This window comes from Pseudoalteromonas sp. NC201, from assembly GCF_002850255.1.
Classification (GTDB): Bacteria; Pseudomonadota; Gammaproteobacteria; order Enterobacterales; family Alteromonadaceae; genus Pseudoalteromonas.
In genome coordinates this window covers 3,439,380-3,457,500 of the sequence record NZ_CP022522.1, presented here as the reverse complement: position 1 = coordinate 3,457,500, position 18,121 = coordinate 3,439,380, and the positions used below count along the sequence as shown (strand labels likewise).

The 18,121-nt window shown below is 45.1% G+C and carries 7 protein-coding genes and 2 rRNA genes (1 of these 9 running past the window's edge); 7 read left to right on the top strand and 2 right to left on the bottom strand.

The annotated features are described in order from the left end of the window. From PNC201_RS15115 to tnpC, 5 genes are all read left to right on the top strand, one after another. A 23S ribosomal RNA gene (locus tag PNC201_RS15115) occupies positions 1 to 1,945 on the top strand; it begins 1,034 nt to the left of the window's first position. An 88-nt stretch (positions 1,946 to 2,033) separates the two neighbouring features. After that, a 5S ribosomal RNA gene (rrf, locus tag PNC201_RS15110) occupies positions 2,034 to 2,148 on the top strand. A 263-nt stretch (positions 2,149 to 2,411) separates the two neighbouring features. Next, positions 2,412 to 2,714 carry an IS66 family insertion sequence element accessory protein TnpA gene (gene tnpA, locus PNC201_RS15105; protein WP_102057520.1) on the top strand — a complete coding sequence of 101 codons (303 nt, stop codon included), beginning with the start codon at positions 2,412 to 2,414 and terminating at the stop codon, positions 2,712 to 2,714. Then, positions 2,711 to 3,055, top strand: a complete 345-nt coding sequence (gene tnpB / locus PNC201_RS15100) for an IS66 family insertion sequence element accessory protein TnpB (protein WP_102056525.1) — start codon at positions 2,711 to 2,713, stop codon at positions 3,053 to 3,055. Before tnpA ends, tnpB begins: the two co-directional genes overlap by 4 nt. Positions 3,056 to 3,144: 89 nt before the next feature. Then, the gene (tnpC, locus tag PNC201_RS15095) at positions 3,145 to 4,620 is read left to right on the top strand and encodes an IS66 family transposase (protein WP_102057857.1); all 1,476 of its coding nucleotides are present in this window, start codon (positions 3,145 to 3,147) and stop codon (positions 4,618 to 4,620) included. Between the two features lie 497 nt (positions 4,621 to 5,117). On the opposite strand, the gene purU is transcribed toward tnpC, so the two are convergent. Next, on the bottom strand, positions 5,118 to 5,948 hold the full coding sequence (purU, locus tag PNC201_RS15090; protein ID WP_010607548.1) for a formyltetrahydrofolate deformylase: 831 nt from the start codon (positions 5,946 to 5,948) through the stop codon (positions 5,118 to 5,120). 257 nt (positions 5,949 to 6,205) lie between these two features. Between purU and PNC201_RS23525 the strand changes: the two genes are divergently transcribed. Continuing rightward, positions 6,206 to 14,392 (top strand): Lcl domain-containing protein, encoded by an 8,187-nt coding sequence (locus PNC201_RS23525; protein WP_233525183.1) that lies wholly within the window; start codon positions 6,206 to 6,208, stop codon positions 14,390 to 14,392. A 215-nt stretch (positions 14,393 to 14,607) separates the two neighbouring features. Continuing rightward, the gene (locus PNC201_RS15075) at positions 14,608 to 15,132 is read left to right on the top strand and encodes an Lcl C-terminal domain-containing protein (RefSeq protein ID WP_102057519.1); all 525 of its coding nucleotides are present in this window, start codon (positions 14,608 to 14,610) and stop codon (positions 15,130 to 15,132) included. A gap of 607 nt (positions 15,133 to 15,739) precedes the next feature. On the opposite strand, the gene PNC201_RS15070 is transcribed toward PNC201_RS15075, so the two are convergent. Beyond that, entirely contained in the window at positions 15,740 to 18,118 is a 2,379-nt protein-coding gene (locus tag PNC201_RS15070) for a serine/threonine-protein kinase (protein WP_102057518.1), read from the bottom strand. Positions 18,119 to 18,121 lie beyond the last annotated feature (3 nt).

Below are 18,121 nucleotides of genomic sequence, written 5' to 3'. Positions count from 1 at the left end.
CAGCTAGGAGGTTGGCTTAGAAGCAGCCACCCTTTAAAGAAAGCGTAATAGCTCACTAGTCGAGTCGGCCTGCGCGGAAGATGTAACGGGGCTAAACATACCACCGAAGCTACGGCTGCGAATATACCACCCAAACTATTTTAAGATTAACGTTGACGCACGAAGTGCCCAACGGTCAAGCGACCAACACGTTGAGTTGGCAAGAGATAGTTTCGGGGTATATTCGCGGGGTAGGGGAGCGTTCTGTAAGTGGCTGAAGGTGTGCCGGGAGGCATGCTGGACATATCAGAAGTGCGAATGCTGACATGAGTAACGACAAGAGGAGTGAAAAACTCCTCCGCCGGAAGACCAAGGGTTCCTATCCCATGTTAATCAGGGTAGGGTGAGTCGACCCCTAAGGCGAGGCTGAAGAGCGTAGTCGATGGGAAACGGGTTAATATTCCCGTACTCGGTATGAATGCGATGGGGGGACGGAGCAGGCTAGGCAAGCATGGCGTTGGTTGTCCATGTGAAAGGCTGTAGGCTGGTGACTTAGGAAAATCCGGGTTGCCAAGGCTGAGAGTCGAGACGAGCCACTAAGGTGGTGAAGTTGTTGATGCCCTACTTCCAGGAAAAGCCTCTAAGCTTCAGTTCATACTGAATCGTACCCTAAACCGACACAGGTGGTCAGGTAGAGAATACTAAGGCGCTTGAGAGAACTCGGGTGAAGGAACTAGGCAAAATTGTACCGTAACTTCGGGAGAAGGTACGCTCTTGTTTGTTAAGGACTTGCTCTGTAAGCAAACGAGAGCCGCAGTGACCAGGTGGCTGGGACTGTTTATTAAAAACACAGCACTGTGCAAAATCGTAAGATGACGTATACGGTGTGACACCTGCCCGGTGCCGGAAGGTTAATTGATGGGGTTAGCTTAGGCGAAGCTCTTGATCGAAGCCCCGGTAAACGGCGGCCGTAACTATAACGGTCCTAAGGTAGCGAAATTCCTTGTCGGGTAAGTTCCGACCTGCACGAATGGTGTAACCATGGCCACGCTGTCTCCACCCGAGACTCAGTGAAATTGAAATCGCAGTGAAGATGCTGTGTACCCGCGGCTAGACGGAAAGACCCCGTGAACCTTTACTACAGCTTGGCACTGAACATTGACCCTACATGTGTAGGATAGGTGGGAGGCTTTGAAGCAGAGACGCTAGTTTCTGTGGAGCCGACCTTGAAATACCACCCTTGTAGTGTTGATGTTCTAACTTAGGCCCCTGAATCGGGGTTGAGGACAGTGCCTGGTGGGTAGTTTGACTGGGGCGGTCTCCTCCCAAAGAGTAACGGAGGAGCACGAAGGTTTGCTAAGTACGGTCGGACATCGTACGGTTAGTGTAATGGTAGAAGCAAGCTTAACTGCGAGACAGACACGTCGAGCAGGTACGAAAGTAGGTCATAGTGATCCGGTGGTTCTGAATGGAAGGGCCATCGCTCAACGGATAAAAGGTACTCCGGGGATAACAGGCTGATACCGCCCAAGAGTTCATATCGACGGCGGTGTTTGGCACCTCGATGTCGGCTCATCACATCCTGGGGCTGAAGTCGGTCCCAAGGGTATGGCTGTTCGCCATTTAAAGTGGTACGCGAGCTGGGTTTAGAACGTCGTGAGACAGTTCGGTCCCTATCTGCCGTGGGCGTTTGAGAATTGAGAGGGGCTGCTCCTAGTACGAGAGGACCGGAGTGGACGAACCGCTGGTGTTCGGGTTGTGATGCCAATTGCATTGCCCGGTAGCTACGTTCGGAACTGATAACCGCTGAAAGCATCTAAGCGGGAAGCAGGCCTCGAGATGAGTTCTCACTTTGACTTAGAGTCAACTGAAGGGCCGTTGAAGACTACAACGTTGATAGGCGAGATGTGGAAGTGCTGTGAGGCATTAAGCTAACTCGTACTAATTACCCGTGAGGCTTAACCATACAACGCCAAAGTGGTTTATAAGCGACAGAAGTTAATAGACTAAAGTAGACAAAAGAATTTAATAGCTTTTCCGGATTTAAGAATTTGCTTGGTAAGCATAGCGTTTTGGACCCACCTGACTCCATGCCGAACTCAGAAGTGAAACAAAACAGCGCCGATGATAGTGTGGGATTTCCCATGTGAAAGTAGGACATTGCCAAGCACCTATTTAAAGAAAGCCCGATTCGAAAGAGTCGGGCTTTTTTGCTATTTGGGGTAAAGTACTTCCATGTAGCATCTCCCCTTCGCGCGTCCTTGCGCTCACTTCCTCGAACTGCGAAGCGGGGCTTCGGTTTCTCGTCACCCAAACTCAGAAGTGAAACAAAACAGCCGAAGGGTCGGCCGTAAGCGTCGCCTGAACCACACCTAGCTACTGAATACGCTCAGCCTATAAAGTACAACTCTGACCTCAATTCGGAGCTGACCATGCCTAAACACAAAACCGCAGAGCAATGGCTGCAACTTATCGAACAACAGGAACTCAGTGGTTTGTCTGTCAGTGACTTCTGCACGCAGCACAACCTTAGTACCAAGTCTTTTTATAATCGCCGAAGTAAACTTCGCACTAAAAAACCACCTGAGTCATCTTTTATTGCCGCTAAGCCTGCTGCATCTGAGTCCGTTTCTCTGCCTGAGTTGTTACAGCTCAAGCATGGTCAGAATACGGTGTTGTTGCCATCAAACACAGATGCTCTGTGGTTGGCTGCACTGCTCAGGGCGCTGTCTTGATCTGCTGGCACAATGAGTCTGTTTACTTGCACCGCCAGCCAGTAGACTTTCGTAAATCCATCAATGGCCTCTCGGCGATTGTTGAGCAAGAAATGGCAGCACACGCGATGAGCGGTCAGGTGTTTGCGTTTTGCAATAAAAACAAGGACAAGCTGAAGGTGTTATATTGGGATAAAACCGGCTTTGCCTTGTGGTACAAGCGCCTTGAAAAAGACAAGTTTAAATGGCCCGACAAAGAAGACGATGACGTCATTACACTCAGCGCCGAACAATGGCAGTGGTTATTGTCTGGCTTATCGGTCATTGCCCACAAGCCGCTCAGCTATGGTTATAACGTATGATCATAACAGGGGTTTTTAGATCACGAATTAATCTAAGCTATTAATTTAAAAACAGTTACTCTGTTGATACAGTAGACTGTATGAAAGAAATGAATAAACTGCCTGATGATCCTCAGCAGTTGAAGCAGATCATTGCTCAGCTTCAGGCGCGTAATAACTACCTCGAAGAACAATTCAGACTGGCCCAGCAAAAACGCTTCGGGGCCAGCAGTGAGTCGCACCCTGCACAAGCTGACTTGTTCAATGAAGCCGAAACGCTGGTTGAAGAAGCACCTGAGCAAGACGTGGAAACCATCGAATATCAGCGCAAAAAGCCGACACGTCAGCCACTGCCAAAAGATCTGCCCCGCGAACGTGTTGTGCATGACATCGACAACAAACAATGTGACTGCTGTGGCGGTGAGCTGCACAAAATGGGCGAGGATGTGAGCGAAAAGCTGGAGTTTATCCCGGCCCAGGTCAAAGTCATCGAACATGTCAGACCAAAATACAGCTGCCGGCACTGTGAAAAAACACAAACCCGGGTTGAGATAAAACAAGCCCCAGTCCCACCGAGCCCGGTCCCGAAAGGTATTGCCACGGCCAGTTTGCTGAGCCAGATCATCACCAGTAAATATCAGTATGGCTTACCGCTGTATCGGCAGGAAAGCCTGTTCAAACAATATGGTATCGCACTGAGCAGGCAAACCATGGCGGATTGGGTGATCCGCTGCGCCAGTTTATTCAAGCCGCTCTATGACAGGCTGCACGAAGTGTTGCTACAGCAACCGGTACTGCACGGCGATGAAACCACGGTTAAGGTGGTGAAAGAAGACAAACAGACCGGTTACATGTGGCTGTATTGCAGCGGCACGGACTCGCCTGTGGCAGAGGAAAGCATCCCCAATATTGCCCTGTTCGACTATCAGAATAGTCGTGCGGGTCGCTGTCCTGTGGCATTTTTACAGGGCTACAACGGCTATCTGCAAGTTGACGGCTATGCAGGCTATGAGCAAACGCAGGCGACACTGGTTGGTTGCTGGGCGCACGCAAGACGCAAGTTCAAAGAAACCGCAGATGCGCAGGCCAAGGGTAAAACTGGTAAAGCGAACTGGGCGCTCAACCATATTCAAAAGTTATATCGAGTTGAGACTGCAAACAAAACAGCAAGCGCAGAGGAGCGGCAGGCTGCACGGGTACAACAAAGCGCACCGCTGCTGGCCCAGTTTAAAACCTGGTTAGATAAATCAGCACAAACGGTGGTACCAAAATCGAAGCTGGGCGAGGCCGTCCACTATACGCTAAGGCAGTGGCCGAAACTCATTCGCTACCTCGATGACGGACATCTAAAGATAGACAACAACCGGGCAGAGCGCGCTATCAAACCGTTCGTCATAGGGCGAAAGAACTGGCTGTTTAGCTTCACCACAAGTGGCGCTGAGAGTAGCGCAATCCTCTACAGCGTGATCGAAACAGCCAGAGCAAACGGCCACACCCCATTCGATTATGTGATGCATTGCTTAAACGAATTAGCCCAGCCACAGTACGATATCGACAGTTTACTGCCCTGGCATGTTAGCCTCTAGGTGTAGTTAGCCGTACGCTTACGGTCGGCCCCGGTCAATGATAGTGTGGACCACCCATGTGACTCTCTATTTAAAAAATGAGAACATCCTACTTCGTAGCGAGCCAGGGCCAAATAAGAGGTTGATGAAAAGCGTTCATCCATGAACTTCATCGACATTCGAACATCCATGTACATCAAAACCCGTTGCAGCAATGCGACGGGTTTTTTGCTATGTGTGATTTAAAAACCTCGCGAGGTAAACTCGCTCCTACCACAGTATAGGCACAGTGCAACATGGTAGGAGGTGGTTCACCCGCCGATGGGTTGTAATGAAGTTCCGGCAAAAAACCATGTACATCAAAACCCGTTGTAGCAATGCGATGGGTTTTTTGTTGTTTGGGGTATAGAAAATCTCGCGAGGTAAACTCGCTCCTACCACCGAATACACAGCATTGTGGGAGTGCACGCATCCATGCGTTCATTTCCTGAGTTGCTAAACTGCGTTTCTGAACTTGATTATGAAAAGACGACGGTTTTATTGCCGTTAATGAAAAGCTTATGCTCGCAGGCTAATTGTAACGCGTTACAAAATACTGTTTTTTCAATGTCTCTACCGATTTTTGCCATCTCCTCGGCATTTTGAGCATGACTAACTTGCGTGACATTTTGGGCAATAATAGGCCCTTCATCTAATTCATCATTAACAAAGTGAGCAGTAGCACCAATAATTTTCACGCCACGTTCAAATGCCTGATGGTAGGGTTTTGCACCGATAAAGGCTGGCAAGAATGAGTGGTGGATATTAATAATTTTCCCGTCAAAGCGTGAGACAAATTCCGGTGTTAAGATCCGCATATACTTTGCCAAGCCAACAATATCAGGATCATATTGTTCGATTAAGTCGGCCATTGCACTGTCGTGTTCAGCTCTACTCAACCCTTCATGTGATACCAGATGAAAAGGAATACCAAAGCCTTTAACAAGGGGTTCCAACGTATCATAGTTTGCGATAACTGCTTGTACTTCAATATTGAATGCTTGTTCATATTGTTTAAGCAACACGCCGCCTAAGCAGTGCGCTTCCTTCGTCGCAAGCAGCACCACTTTTGTTCGTTCTTGTCCGTATAGGTTTAATTTGGCGCCAGTTGGTAATGACTGACGAAGTTGTGTCAGAAAGTTATCACTGGGTGTGCCTGTGATCTCTGTACGCATAAAGAAGCGCTGTCCTTCTTTATCTACAAATTCGTTATTACGCGTGATGTTTAGGTCGTGCTCATGGCAAAGGCTCGTGATCTTCGCGATCAGTCCTATGTCATCTTTGCACTCTGTCGTTAGTATGTAACTCATTTCCTCATTCCAATTCGTCCAAGCGAACTTTCAGAATACTGCTAATTGGCAGTGAGATAAATGCTTACCAACAAAAAACTTTGGCCAATTTTATTTGACCACGACAGATAAAATGTCACGTCTTAAAAAAAAGCACTAAGTGTTGAGAAAGTTCACTTCAAAATACGTGATCAACCTTTTTAAGGTTGGTATTACTGTGATGACTAATCGTGAATTCGTTTGCAACTTTTGTTGCTTTTACTACCTCAGGATATTAGATGAGAACTTTTACATTCCGCCTCTATATATTACTACTTTGTGGTTTTTTATCTGCATGTAATGACACTAATCCAGAAAAAAATGAACAAAACACTAAAGCAAGTTATAAAGTGGTCACAACTTATACTGGGGCTGGGTCGATAGTTCCTGAGAGTCTAAATATAGAAGCGGGTTCCTCTGCCACCTTTGAGCTGAGGCCTGACGAAGGGTATTACCTTGCAGATGCTACGGGGTGTCACGGTTTTTTGGACAAGGAGAAGCTTAATTATCATGTCAATAATGTGAATGACAGTTGCAGTATTGACGTTTCATTCAAGCCTTTAAAGTTATCTATAAAAATAAATCTTCCAGAAGGTGCAAGTTTGACGCTGGATAAATCTGACTACTTTTACGGTGATGGTCTTTCTGCTCAACTGATATTGGATGCTAGTCATAAAGTAGAGAGTATAACTGGCTGTCAAGGTCAATTAGTCGGAGAGTATTATCAAGTAGCTAAACTTGTAGAAAGTTGCGAAATATCACTCAAAACCTTAACACCAAAACGAACGTTTACTGATGAAAAAAGCGGTCAGCAACTTCAAGTTAAGGTTCTAGATAATGCTGGAGTTATTGCTACAAGCAGCCAAGGAATTATCTCAAAAGATGAACCAAACTTGCCAGCGATGAGTAACGATATTGTACTGCCATTCCAGTTACTTGCGATAGATATTGCAACAACTCCGGGTGCAGATGTCTTAGTTGAACTAACTTACCCAAGTGCAGTTTCAGAGCAATCTCGTTACATTAAGAGCGATGGGGAAACGTGGTATTTTATGCCTACTGAATTCGCCCAGCTTGCTGCTGATAAGCGTAGTATTGTTTTACATCTCCAAGATGGTGGTTATGGTGATAGTGATGGAGTTGCCAATGGGATAATTAAAGATCCCGGGGGTATAGCAGAATTACAAAAAATAATAGTACAAGGCATTGCTTATGAAGGTGGTAGTATTTCACCTAACACACAAACTGTTAGCTATGGCGACTCAACGATTTTCACGCTTTCGCCTGATGAGGGCTTTGGGATAAGTGATGTTACAGGATGTAGTGGTACTCTGACGGGCAACACATACACTACCGGTATGGTTACTTCTGCTTGCCAAGTCAGCGCTAGCTTTAGTCCGCACACTTTCAACGTAGATGCTAGTGCAGGTGAGGGCGGTGGTATTTCACCCAGCACACAAACGGTAAGCTATGGAGATAGCGCCACTTTTACTCTTGTGGTAGATGAAGGCTATGAAATAAGTGGAGTAACAGGATGCAACGGCACGCTTACTGACAACACCTACACCACTGGCGTGATAACGTCTGCTTGCCAAATCAACGCTAGCTTTAGTCAACAAACTTTTACTGTGGATGCGAGTGCTGGTGAAGGCGGTGGTATTTCACCTAGTACACAAATTATTAATTATGGTGATACTACCCGCTTTACTGTAACACCTGCTGTTGGATTTAGCATCGCTGAAGTATCTGGGTGTAACGGAACACTTGTTGGCAATGTTTACACGACTGGTCGTATTACCTCAATTTGCCAAATCAGTGCGAACTTTACCCAAGGTTTGCTTACTGTTACGGCAACAGCAAGCGCAGGCGGGAGTATTTCACCCAGTACTCAATCGGTCAGCTATGGTGACACTGCAAGCTTTACCGTTACGCCTGACGATGGCTTTGCAATCGCTAGCGTATCTGGCTGTGGTGGTGTGTTAACTGGCAATACCTATACCACAGGAATAATTACGTCAGCTTGTCAAATCAGTGTGAATTTCAGTTTAGGAAGTTTTGATGTAACCAGTTCCGCGCTGGATGGTTATGGCGTGTCACTTTCTAGTGATGGTGAAAGTTGGCGTGAACTGATAGCTAACGGTACTCGGTTAGAAAAGCGTGCTAATTCAACTTTACAACAAATATATATAAAACTGGATGAACAAGTCTTTGTAACCAGTTGTGAAGTAAGTAATTGTGTGATCACTCCCTTTACATTATTAAAAGCCTATATCGCACAAGCATTTTCTACGAATCAAGCACAATACAGCACTCAGCTCATTAATGAAGTGTTGGGTGTCACCGCGGATCCGTTTATAAGTCAAACGACAAACGAAATGGATAGGGTGAAGTTTGCCAGCTGGGTTACTGAGTCTAGTTTATTGAATGTCATCACTACCTCAGCAGGAGATGCGCTCGACAGCTATCTAGATAGCGACGCTGTAAAACAACTATTTCCGCTTGGCAAAGTAAGGCAAATCGAAACCGTTGCCATTGAAGTGGGGGAGCCCCCGAGCTTGGATGAAGGCGAAACTGCGCAGGTCTTTTCTGTTGCAACACAGCAAACAAGTGAGCAACAAGGTAGTACTTCAGGTTATTTGTCAGACTATGTATTACAAACTTCATCTGTGGATGCACAACGCCAAGAGGTCACAACAGACATTATTTATCTTGGTTTTAATGTAGGTCGTTGGCGCGGACAACTCAATGCTGAAACACACTCATTAACCAGTGTTTTTTTGCTTAATCCGACTTGGCTGTTTTTACCTGAAATTGAAAAAACAGAAATTGCGGAAAAACTACTTGTCAGCTCAACATTCAGCCAAGCCATCACACTTTATCAAAGCATGGTTAGCTCTGGTGATTTTGTCTCTATGGATGACTATACCGCATTGCTAGAGCAAGCCGTTTTGGTACTGCCTGAGTTAGCTAATCCACAACTCAATGTTATTTCTAGCGCTGCAACCAGCTCATACCAAATGAGTGAGTCGTCTTCTGCTATCCATAGTGCCAAACCACAGCACGCTAGAGCGCTACAAGCCGCGCAGCAATGTCAACCGGATTTAAAGCCTAAGCCATTGATTTCAAGCGTACTGATTGACCCGTTAACGTTCGAAAACAAATCTTGCGATGAAACTGTAATCAATTCACGCTTGGCGGTTTGGTATGGCTGGGCAGATAGCGAGACACTGCTTACAAATTCCTTTTGGCAAGAGCTCAGTCACTCACAAATGATCACACCCAAAGAGTTGCTGCGAGTGACGGCTGAGTCGTCACCAGTTACGGTTGAAGTGGGTAAAGAGTATTCGTTATATAAATCACACCCAAATCGTTTAATTTCCAAACCCGGTGTTTTTAATACGGCACGTGGCGTTTCTTTCGTATTTAAAATTATTTTTGGCATGCCGGCCGTTGTTAATAACCAACTCACCGAGAAGATTAAAGCCGTGGCGAAAAAAGCGACAGAGTTTAAAAAGACCTATGAACCGGTTATTACGTTATCAGAGGGGGTAATTGCCTCTTACCAATTGTTATTTGAAGCATTTGAAACCCAGTTAAAAGGTCCAGATTCAAATACTGCATTGTATCTAGGCGCAACCAAAGCGCTAAATAACATACAGCTGGGTTTAGATATATTACAAAAGGTGATAGACACAGGTGCGAATGATGACAACCAGTTTGAGCAGGTTGACTTAAAAGCCTTGTTCGCTGAAATGAAGAACAAAATTAAAAAACGTAATAACTACAAGGTGACTCGACATAGCAAAACCGCAATTCAAATGGCGGTGTTTTATGGCTTGTTGGAGTTTGAAAGTATCGATGGGTATGTGGATATCGGTGGTATCAGGCTTCCCACAAAAGCAGTGGCATACCGTTTAGCCTTGTATGGCTTTCGTAAAGCTTCCTCAGAGGAAGTGATTGTACTTGAAAAGCAGCTCGCGACGGCTGGATTATCAGCAGCTGATATCAAAGCGGTTGTGAATTTAAGCGCAGTAAAAATCAAGGGGCACTTTGCTAAATTATTGACTGATCCTAAATTCAGGAAAGCCTTTTTAGAAACACTCACTGATGTTGACTCTATCGGAAAGGGCGCGGTCGCAACACTCAAGAGTTTGGCATCTGCAACACTCCATAACAAGGATGAAATACTCAAAGCGGTAGTGACGGCGCTACTAGAGAGCACGGCAAATAAGATTTCAAGCAATTTAATCCCCACCATTATTAAAAGTATGGGGCCCCAGAAGTATGCTCAACTAATTTTATCTGGCGCAGATCTTGGTGTCTTTGCTGCAGATCTTGCGATGAAGCCCGATTTGCTTAAATACACAACTAAAGCATGTGATGATAACGCTGAAAAAGTCTGCTTTGCAGCGGTTGCTCCACCGGTAGAAATATTGCCGTATGTTGTGGCTGTTGAGGACACCAGAGATAACAGCGCAGTTTATTTGCTCGATAGCTCAAATGCACTGCACAATAGTGTTATTAATAATAGCGAGGCACAGCACGATGACCATAGCTGGCCAGATGGTAAAGGGGTATTCGGGAGTAATATCAATTATCTTGCCGCAACTCCAATCAATAATAACAACAAGAACAGTGCAATTTTAGCGTTAACGGGGGCAAAATTAAGCTACGAATTTGATGCCTATATTGCACCTCATCAATTTGAAGCATTTCAGACGTTTATTAAGGGTATGAAAGCCGAGCATCGCAAACTTGAGTTTGATTGGTTTGTTCATCCATATAAAAACCAATATTGGCAAGAAGCACTTGATGATTTCATCCTTGAGCGCAGCGAAGTTAATGCGCTAAATAACAATTATGTACAAGTACAAGTTGATGCGGCTGAATACGACTGCGACTTGAACAAAACTGGACTACTAAGCCGTAAATGTAAAGACGTGATCATTCGGGCCAAAGCATCCGAGCTCACGAATCCGATTTTAAAGCAGTATGTAAGTACGTTGGAGCTAGTTAATCAGCAGCAAGAAGCTGCGCTGCAAGTCGATACGGACAACCTAGCCTTTTTAAGTTTTACTAAAGCGGCCAAAAAAGCCGATTTTGCGGAAGTGGCGACATTCTCAAGTCCAGGTGTGCGCTATGTAAGCTCAAATATGAAGCTTGGAGATGCCACTTGGCAAACTGGGGTCAATGTGTTTGTGGTGCCAGATTACAGCAAACATGATGACAGCCACTTGTCCCATCAACAAACCTTTATTAACCAATCTACGCTGTATTACAGCGAACCAAGTAACGCGCAGTATTTGGGGGTTAGACTAGATCGAAGCAGCAGTCCATATAACTACTTTGGTGGCGATACATTAACAAAGGACTATCGTATTGATAACCAAGCCTATTACCCAGTCATCTTGGCTAAGCATCAACAAACGAATGAGATAATTTACCTGCAGCACCCTGCGGTGCACGTAAACGGAGCTTCTGAGGATCTCATCAAGCTACATGGTTTGCCCGATGGCTACCGCGCAATAAGCGTATTTTTGTACGACTCGGTATTTGCAAGCTACCTAAATAGCGTTGATGGTGACTTTGTTACTTGGTTTAAAAAGCGCAGGCCAGAAAATCACACACTAATAAATAGCGCCAAAGCTCAGCCAGTTGCATATAACCAATTTGCAGGCCAGCCTTATCTTCGTGTTGACTTAAATAACTCTGAAATCAATCGCGTAGAAATTACGGATGAGCTCAATCCACCTCAAGATACAGATGGTGATGGTGTTGCTGATGAGTGGGATAGTTTTCCACAACATAGCCGTTTTGCTTTTGATAGTGATGGTGATGGAATGGCAGACGCGTGGGAAGTATTATATGGTTTTGACCCTTATAGCACAGAGCCTGATAACGGTAAGGGAGCAAATGAAGACTTTGATGAAGACGGTTATTCCAACTTAGCCGAATTTATCAAAACACTGACATTACCAGCAAATTATACAGGCTATGACCCAACGACTAAAACTGCGCAGTGGCAGCAACAAATTTCACCCCTAAGTATTCAACCAAGTCAAACGATCACCAATCTGTTGGCCGACTTTATTACCTTATATGGCAATCAACAGGTTGAGCAACTCACCTTTAGTTGGCCTGAACAAAGCACTTTGGCATTGCCGCAAGCAACCTTGTCTGCTGATAGGTCAAGCTTGTCGTTTACTATTCCTGCAAGTTGGCCAAATAATACCAGCTTCACGCTAAATTTGCAGGCACAGCTTAGTTCGGGTGAAATGGTAGTGCGTCAAGTGCTAGCGGATGGCGACGCAACGCCTGAAATCTTTGAATATACACCACTGACGCTAACAACGTTGGGCGATGGTTTTGACGGCTTTGATTATCCCATTGGTAACCGAGGTTTAGACCAAAGCGGTAACCCAATTCCATTTAGCGAGCATATGGCGGATGAATTAAACCACAGTTATAGCCAAAACTTAGTGACTGACAATCATACTCGTCTCAACTTGGCGACGACTCAGTGGTATAACGCGCAAGATGTAGGCTCATTTTTAGGCAATTATGGTGGAACGCTATTTGGTGGCGTTCACCCCGGTGAAGACTGGAATAACGGCGCTGGCGCTGATGATGCCGGAGAAGTAGTGTTTGCAATCGCCAATGGAGTCATCACGCATTTGCAATCTACCTACCAAAGTGGTTATCAAACGGGTGGTTATACCATGGTGATTGAACACACGCTGGCGGACGGGGAGCAAGTCCACAGTGTGTATACCCATATAACCGCACACGCCGAAGTCACTGGCACGTTAAGTGCCAGTACAGCTGACTTTCATTTGCAAGTTGGCGATACGGTAAACCGGGGTGATACCATCGCACGAATAGCCACAGGCATGACAGCAGTTTCACCGCACCTGCACTTTGAGCTGCGCAGCATTGCTCCAGGCACAGACATTTATCCCAACGACAATGGTATAGGTTATTACAGTCACGACGGTAAAAAGCATGCAAGCATGACAGCAGCGCAAATTGTCACGGCATTTAACCGGATGAAAAACGATGAAGGCTTGCTCGACCCCTCCGACTTTATTGATTTTAACCGCAGTGGCGTAACTGGGCGAGTGAACAACATCGTAGTTAGCCACCCGCCCAAATTGGGTGAGCAATTTACGCTAATTATTAACGGTCGCAACTTGCCAACCAGTGTGGCTGCGGCGGTACATGATGCGACCTGTGGTCCGTTATTCTATATAAGCAGTGATAAAGTTAAACTAGACTGCACCCCGAATAAAGTGGGCAAGCTTTTTGTCTATGTAAAGCAAACTTCAGGCGGTGTGTATTTGCATGGGGCGGGGAACTTATGGCTAGATGTTGCAGAGTCAGAAAGCTGGGTACTTGGCGTCGAGTTTGCTGACATCCACTTTGCTCAGTGTGTACGCGAGCACGTAAATAGCCAGCAAGTCACTCGCCTTGCCGACTTAACTGCGCTGAATTGCAGCGGTCGTGGTATCAGCTCGGTGGCTGAGCTTAGCCACCTAACCGGCCTGGTCAGTTTAAATCTAAGTCATAACACGATTACGACTATTAATCTGGATGGTAATTTAGCCTTGAGCAATGCGGATTTACGTGGCAATCCATTTACTCAAGTCACTCTTACTTACTTAGCCAGTGTTACCCATATTGCCGACTTAAAATATCACAATACCGCTCCGCCATCCGGTGGCACCGGCAAACTCAACGACACGGGTATTACCTGGTGCGCCGATGGTAGCACCAACAACCTAGACTGCCCAGTATCGGGCTATAAAGGCCAAGATGCCGAGCACGGTCGCGATGCTCTGGCTGCTAAAGGGCAGTTGCAAAAAGTTGGTGGCGGTAAAGGAGGCTTTGACTTTACCAAGCTCGATGCCAATGGTAACCCGCTGCCTGAATCGGCAAGCCAGTGGTCGTGTGTAAAAGACAACCACACAGGGTTAATCTGGGAAGTTAAAACTAACGACGGCGGTTTGCATGACAAAGACGACCGCTATAACTGGTATAACCCAGACAGCAATACCAATGGCGGTCACCCCGGATACCAAGATGACGATGGTGATATTTGTTATGGCTATAACGAAAACAATGAAGCCACATATTGTAACACCCATGCCTATGTTGAACGGGTAAATACCCAAGGCCTATGTGGTGTCAGTGACTGGCGATTGCCTAACAGAGAAGAGTTACGTTCAATCATCGATTACAGCACTACGCATCCAGCAATAGATACCAATTACTTTCCTCAAACACTAAGTGGTTGGTATTGGTCGAGCTCGCCCTATGCCAACGGCAATAGCTACGCGTGGAGCGTCTATTTCTATTATGGCAACGGCGGCAACTACAGTAAGTACTACTACAAGTTACACGTTCGATTGGTTAGAGCCGGACAGTAATTGGCTTTTGGATTAAGTGAAATGAGCTATAAGCTATGTAGCTGGAGCCGGCGCCGCTCAATAACATCCATGTTATCGCGGCAATGGTGCATCCCTGCCACCGTAGGCGCGATTTTATATCGCGCTGTGTTGCGTTGGGGTGATAAGCGCTATAAAACCGCGGCTACGGACGTATTGGATTAATGCTGCAATATAAAATAATGAGGAAATAACTTATGAAAATATCAACTGGATTAATAACCGTGCTTCTGATGTCTGGGCTGCTAGCCACGCAGACCGTTTCTGCTGACTGTCGCGATGATATAACCCCTTTAACCCCAACTAGCCGTTTTACCCTTAACGAAAACGGCACGGTAACCGATACTCAAACTGGGCTTATGTGGATGCGCTGTAGCTTAGGGCAAACTTGGGGTAGCACAACTTGTACTGGAGATGCATTTCGGTACAATTGGGTTCAAGCCTTGAACGCACCAAAAAATAATAACTTGGCGGGCTTTACTGACTGGTATTTGCCAAATATTAAAGAGCTTAGCTCAATCGTAGAAACCTCCTGCTTTTACTCTTCAATAAATCAAACCGTGTTTCCCGGTACACCAAGTGACGCTTATTGGTCAAGCTCGCCAGCTGCCTTCCCCCATCGAGCCGTGTGGGTCGTCGATTTTCAATATGGGTTCGATGGCCTTCACGCTGGTGGCAACCATCTGTACGTTCGATTGGTTAGAGCCAACGCCGCTCAATAACATCCATGTTATCGCGACAATGGTGCGTCCCTGCACGGCTCAGTAATTGGCTTTTGGATTAAATGAAATGAGCTATGAGTCATGTGGTTAGAGCCGGCGTCGGTCAGTAACATCCATTTTATCGTTGCAAGGGGGCATCCCTGCACGGCTCTGTGTAATCGGATAATCCGCTATATATTCAGTACTTAACTTGGCATGTTAGTTTAAAATGTGACTGGTATACCACAACTTAGTTAGAGCCTCTCGAACAGGGGGGTTGTTCATCGAAGACTTGTTGAGCAACTTCGAGTCGAAATTCAGGAGAATTAGTTGGACGAGTTCTTTTTGTCATGATTGCAACTAATCCGTTATGGTGATTTTATCACCTCTAATCAGGTGACCAAATTTATAGTGCTACTGCACTTTATTTTTAGCATGCTAAGGAGGATTTGTGGGCTCGGGCGAAATGTCACTTAAATAAGTATGGTAAATAAATGTTCAATAATTTCTGTGAGGCTAAAATCTAGCGAAAAGAAAACTCTGATTGAATATAAAGCGGCTATATGCCTATGTTCAATTTACGCTTTCTATTGCCCTTACATTGGGTGTAAGGGCTGTATTTTATACGCTAAAGGCTTTGCACCTCATCTAAACGCTTTTGGACGATTTCAATTAAATGGCTGTCCTGACCATATTGTTTGGTAAAGATGTTTATCGCTTCTCTCCCGTAAGCTATAGCTTGTTCTTTATTTCCCAGTGCTTGGTATACAGGTATACTATTCACTAACACAAGCCCTCTTCTTGGGTGTTCTTGACCATACTCTTGATTGATTAACTCAAGCAGATCTATAAATGCACTTTTCGCTTTTTCATATTGCTGAGTATTTCGATACACAAGGGCTAATCCATTTAATGCGCCTACTTCTAAGTGTGCATCGCTATGCTGGAGCTGTTTGTGGATAGCGAGTGCCTGTTGGAAGTTAGCTTGGGCTGCATCATGTTGTTTTAAGTCCAGTTGTGCATTGCCAAGGTAAGTGTGAGCAAAACCAACATCGGTATGCGGCTCGACATAGAATTGCTGAAGTACATCTTTTGCCTCGGTGAGCATATCAATTGCTTTTTGAGTTTGCTTAAGCTCCGAATAAGTATTTGCAATGTTACTCATTTGTTCCGCAATGATAGGGTGTTTCTTGCTATATATTTCAATGCTTTGGTTGAGCGCTGGCAATGCATATTCTAGAGACTCTTGATATTTACCAATATTGTGCAAGGCAATTGAAACTTCATGTTGAGCATTAGCGATGCTGCTCAAGTCTTCTGGGTAGTGTGTGGTTAATATTTTTAAAACTTGCATTCGCAGTTTTATTGAGTCTTGGTAGCGTGAGAGGTTCAGCAGGTTGATCGCTTGATCAGCGAGTATTTCGGTTTTTTGCTTATGATCGAGAACATAGTTTAATGCTCTGTTATAAAGGGTATCAGCAGATTTATAGTTTTCCAAACCGACTTGGATGCGGCCTTTTAATAAATAATAGCGAGCCAACGCCGACTCGCTTTTGGGTTTACTGCTCAGTAACTCATCAGCTTCGCTGAACTGACTGAGCTGAATACTGTTCTCAGCAATTTCACTGATTAACCAAAAATCGGACTTTTGCTGGTTAGTACTAATAGAAAGAGCTTGCTGGTATGCAACGTTGGCACTCTCATACTCACCTAATGCCGTTAATGAGTCGCCAATTTTTTTGTTTAGTCGATATTGAATAGTCGGATTATCACTAAATTCTAAAATGGTCTTTTTTTGCTGTTTTATGAGTAAGTCTTTAGCGAGAATAGGTTTCCCAAGGTTAACTTCTGGATTGCTTTGATTAAAGGTATCGAACATAAATTCTAAAGCATGATTAGCCAGCTTCTGTTCTTTTTCAAGCGCGCTATTTTGTTGCCATAACGCTGTACTGAAAGCAACTAGAGAGATAATAAAGCTAACACCGAGCATCGACGTTACAGGGTTGCGGCGAATAAACTTGTTACCGCGATAGATATGACTGCTCTTTAAACTGATGGGTTCAATATTACAGTATCGCTCTATGTCTTGTGCTAAAGCCATGACATTGGTATAGCGCTGACTTTTTATATCACAGGCGTGGGCAATGATACTTTTTAGTTCTTCACATTCTGTTGCAAGACTACGCTCAAGCACTTTACCCAAGCTATACACATCACTTTGCGTGGTTAATGGCTCTCCAGCAAGCTGCTCTGGGCTAGCGTAGTCTCTACTTAGTCCATTGATATATGCTGAATAGGTTGCGTTACTTTGCTCGCTTAGCGTATGAGCTACGCCAAAGTCTACTAATTTTGGCTCGCCGAGTTTATCGACAAGCACATTCTCGGGCTTTAAATCACCATGAATAATTCGGTTTTGGTGAGAGTAGCTTACTGCATCACATATTTTAATCAGCAGCTTGAGTATGTCGTCATCAGTTCGCGTGGCACAAAACTGCTGTAAAGGTTCGCCCTCTATATATTCCATGATTAGGTAAATTAAGCCACTTTCTGTTGTGCCAACGTCGTACACTTTAGCAATATTGGGGTGGTTTAAGCGGGCCAAATATTGCGCTTCTTTAAACGCGAGTTCTTTTGAGGTTAATAAAGTGATTGATGGCGCAATAATTTTAATAGCGACTTGTTGTTCTAGTTGGCCGTCGCAGCGCTCAGCAAGATACACCACCCCCATACCGCCCGAGCCCAGTAACGTTTTGAGTTTAAAGTGTTGGATCTGTTCACCGGTGAGTGAAAGCAAATCTTTATCTGTATCTAAAGTATCTACTTGAGTCGCAATGATATTGCTAAACAGAGTTTGTTGCACATTTTGTTCATGTGCTGCAATTAATGCCGTTACTTCATCTCTCAGTTGTGGTGACAATTCAACTATGCTATTTAAGCCCGCGGTCAGGTTTTGAGAATAATTGTCAAGTAAGTGATCAAATACGCTGAGCGCATCATTAAAAGTCATAGG